This is a genomic window from Nonomuraea sp. NPDC049784, from assembly GCF_040659615.1.
GTDB lineage: Bacteria > Actinomycetota > Actinomycetes > Streptosporangiales > Streptosporangiaceae > Nonomuraea.
On record NZ_JBFAMX010000798.1, the window covers coordinates 1 to 3,834 of the forward strand.

The window sequence follows — 3,834 nt, forward strand, 5'->3', positions numbered from 1 at the left end:
CGGCTCCAACGTGCGCCCGTCCACCGCCGACACCGACCGCCCCGCCACCGCGGCCACGTGCGCGAACCGCCGCAACAAGGCCGACTTCCCGATACCGCCGGGACCGTGCACGTACAGAACGCTGTAGCCGCCGCCGTACAACGCCGCGTTGAAAACCGCGATCTCTTCCTCCCGCCCCACAAACGCCAGCTCGCGCGCCGCTTCCAGGCGCGATCCCAGCAACCCGGACTTATTGCTACTCCCCGATGACATATCCCTAATCCCTCTCCGAACACCCGGCAGATACCGCTGTCAAGTGCCGGTCCGACCTCTCGGACACGCCGGTCGGATCGTCAGCGAACCATCCATCTGGTTCGGCTAGTCAGCCAAGAATTTAACCGGACGCACCAGGGCGCTTCACCATGTTGCTCTCCCGAAACTATGAAAGGGCCACGAGTCGTGACGATACCGCCCGCTATCCACCACGGGTACAGCAGGCTGTACTTTCGCATATTTGCTGCGGCGTAAAACGAGAAATCAACCCATTCAATGCGCGGATCATTCATCTAATGAATTCGGCGTGCCGGCGCGCACCCCATCCGACCGAAAATGAGCGAAGCCCCTTCCGAGTCGCGACGCACTAGAGCAACGGAACCTCCACGCTGTACCGAATCAACACTTCGCTGCTCGAGATCTCCCAGGGATTGCGAACGGCACGCTGCCTTGATGCGGCGGCGATCGACGACGCGCTGGACCTGTTCGCGCTGCTGAGGTCGCGCTCGGCGCGACCTCCGGTGGCAAGTGGGTACTGGCCGCGGTGCGGAGACGCCCTTGGCCTGGCCGGCGGGTTCAGGCATCGAATCGAGGGGCTGAAAGGAGAGAGGGACGTTGGGCGCGGAAGAACTCGATGATGTCGTGGGCCAGCAGGTCGGGTTCTTCGTGGGCGGCGAAGTGTCCGCCGCGGGGCATGAGCGTGTAGCGCGTGAGGTTGTAGGTGCGCTCGGCCCAGCTTCGTGGGGGCCGGCTCAGGTCGGCGGGGAACACGGCGAGGGCTGTGGGCACGCTCACCCGCTCCACGCGTCTGGTCAGGCCGTGGGCGTACTCGTAGTAAGGCCTGAAGGAGGTGGAGATCGTGCCGGTGAACCAGTAGAGGGAGGCCTGGGTGAGGATGAAGTCGTCGCTGAAATGCGAGGACAGGTCGCCTCCGCAGTCGCTCCACGCGCGGTACTTCTCGACGATCCAGGCGAGCAGGCCGGCGGGCGAGTCGGCCAGGCCGTGGGCCAGGGTGAGGGGACGGGTGCTCTGCTGGTGCTGGTACCCGCCTTCCTGCGACTGCCAGGCCGCCACGGCGGCGAGGTGGGCCTGCTCCTGCGGGGTGAGGCCGTCCGGGTCGTAGTCGGCCGGGGCTGCCACGGCCAGCAGGTGGATGCCGGCCAGCGCCTCGGGGTGGGCCTCGGCGAGCCGTGAGGTGACGCCGGCGCCCAGGTCTCCGCCGTGCGCGGCGTACCGCTCGAAGCCGAGTTCGTCGCGCATCAGCCGGTGCCAGAGGTCGTGAGTCTGCACCGCATCTGTGAGCGTGGGCCGCTGGGGTGAGAAAGCGAATCCGGGCAGTGAGGGAACGATCACGGTGAAGGCGTCCTCGGCTGCTCCTCCGTACCGGGATGGGGTGGCCAACCGGTCGGCGAGGGGGATGAGCTCGAGGAAGGAGCTGGGCCAGCCGTGCGTGAGGATGATCGGCAGCGCGTCCGGGTGCTCGCCGTCGAAGCGAAGGTAGTGCACCGGGGTTCCGTCGAGGTCCGCCAGATGTGACGGGAGGGCGTTGATGGCGGCTTCGTGGGTTCGCCAGTCGTAACCGGAGGCCCAGTACGCGACGAGGCGGCGCAGTTCCACGGTGTCGGTACCGGCCTGCCAGCCGTTCACCGGCCAGGGCTGGGGCCATCGCGTGGCCTTCAACCGGGCGCGGAGCTCGTTCAGTTCTGCGTCACTGACCGTGATCACGGGGGTGTTACTCGGCATGGGTTCTCCTTGGTGTGCTGCGTGTGCCGGCTAAGTCGCCCTCACTTCAGCCGCGGTCTCGCGCAGCCGCGGATCAGCGGCGGCAACCGCGTTCACGCGTCCGTCCGTGAGCGACAGCGGCAGGCTTTCGTCGGTGCCGGCCCGTGGCCATGCCCCGACCTCACTCATCCGGACGCTACGCCTACTTACATGCGTCCGCCGTGCGCGAATCGGCACGCGGCGCAGGCGCGGCGTACTGAGCGGATGCGCTTTGCTCAACCTTCTGAACATCTTCCGGTTCGATGACAAGGGACGCCTCGTTGAGGAATAGGTGCGCACGGACTACCGAGGCTTCCCGCGCCGTCTTGGCGCCGAGGGCAGGTGAGTTTCCGGGCTCCGACCGACCTCCGTAGGCGAGCGTGGACGGGGATCTCATGGGTTGTCCTTGAGGGTCAGGCACGGCGGGAGACGGTGGCGGCTGTCTCCGAGCGGCGCCGGCTCATGCGGGCTTGGAGTCGTTGTCGGGGACGCCGCTGCCCTCGTAGGAGCCGAGGTTCTCGATCAAGTCGAGGAGTTCAGGGTGGTCGGTGAACCGGTCGCTGTGCACCTGGGCGATCTTGTCGCCGATCTCGGGGTCAGGGTCGTCGGTGAGGTCCAGTGAGACCATGTTGGCCGCGAGCGGCAGACCGATCGCGTCGATCTGGAGGTGCAGCGGCTCGTACATGTAGGTGCGGTAGGCGTCGATGTCCTTGAGGGCGTACATGGCGCCGTAGTGGAACTCACCGCCGAAGTCACGGCCGACCGTGAAGAACTCGACGGCGTCGAGCTTGTCGCCGAGCTTGCGCAACAGGTCGAGTGCGTGCTGGACCTGGTCTTCGGGAGCGTCGGGCTTCAGGGCGATGCGGATCTGGTGGTAGATCATGGCGGTTCTCCTTCGAAACGGACCTTGATACAACGAGTTGTTGCATTTAGGACTCTAGGTTCTGCTCGCTCTTAACGCAACTTGCTGTTGACTTAATTCCCGGCTTAATGCACCCAGAAGTTGTATCTAGGATTGGCGTCGCTCTAACCTGGCCGTATGGCAGGAGAACCGCTGCAAGACGTTCAGCATCTGCACGCCGATGCCGCCACGGTTCGGCCGGGCGGCCGGACGGCGCGCGTGCGCGAAGCCGTCATCGATGCCACCATTGCGGAGTTGAGCGAGGTCGGCTACGCCGCGCTGCGCGTCGATGCGGTGGCCGAGCGCGCGGGTGTCAACAAGACGACGATCTACCGCCGCTGGGGCAACAAGGTCGGCCTGGTGTCCACCGCCCTCATTGAGCGCCGTGGTCAGTTGGTGCCGCCCGCCGACACCGGCAGCCTGCGCGGGGATCTCATCGAGCTGCTCAAAGAGATCCGGCTCGGCCTCAACGTCCCCTGGGTCATCGCGCTGCAGCGCGAAGCCGGCCCGCGCACCGCCGCGAACGCCGACCTGTACGAACTCCTCGACAGGTTCTGGCCGGCCCGGTTCAAGGTCTCAGGAGTCATCTTCGAGCGCGCCATCGAACGCGGCGAACTACCCGCCGACACCGACCCGGACTTCCTGCTGGAGATGATCTCTGGGCCGCTCTACTTCCACTGGCTCATGCTCGGCCACCCGCTGGACGACGACTTCCTCGAGCGGGTGGCCGACTTCATCCTCCATGGCGCACAGGCCAGACCACCGGGCGCAGGGGTGTCGGAGAGCGGCGGCATGTAGCCATGCATGCCGCCTTGCTCGAAGTGTTCGGAGAGCACGCCCCAGGTGTTGATCCAGATTCCACCGAAGTGGAGGTCGCGTCCTACCCGGCGGGCCCGGATGTCGCTGCCGGTGAACACGGA

The 3,834-nt window shown here is 66.1% G+C and carries 4 protein-coding genes; 1 reads left to right on the plus strand and 3 read right to left on the minus strand.

Annotation, left to right across the window (positions count from 1 at the left end):
* From AB0J09_RS58645 to AB0J09_RS58655, 3 genes are all read right to left on the minus strand, one after another.
* A partial coding sequence (locus AB0J09_RS58645) for an ATP-binding protein (protein ID WP_360711966.1) occupies positions 1-222 on the minus strand: 222 nt, incomplete at its 3' end.
* Positions 223-828: 606 nt separating this feature from the next.
* Positions 829-1,995 carry an epoxide hydrolase family protein gene (locus AB0J09_RS58650; RefSeq protein ID WP_360711969.1) on the minus strand — a complete coding sequence of 389 codons (1,167 nt, stop codon included), beginning with the start codon at positions 1,993-1,995 and terminating at the stop codon, positions 829-831.
* Between the two features lie 478 nt (positions 1,996-2,473).
* Positions 2,474-2,896 (minus strand): Dabb family protein, encoded by a 423-nt coding sequence (locus AB0J09_RS58655; protein ID WP_360711972.1) that lies wholly within the window; start codon positions 2,894-2,896, stop codon positions 2,474-2,476.
* A 156-nt stretch (positions 2,897-3,052) separates the two neighbouring features.
* Here AB0J09_RS58655 and AB0J09_RS58660 point away from each other — a divergent pair, with 156 nt between their 5' ends.
* A complete protein-coding gene (locus AB0J09_RS58660) occupies positions 3,053-3,712 on the plus strand; it encodes a TetR/AcrR family transcriptional regulator (protein ID WP_360711975.1) in 660 nt (219 codons plus the stop codon).
* Positions 3,713-3,834 lie beyond the last annotated feature (122 nt).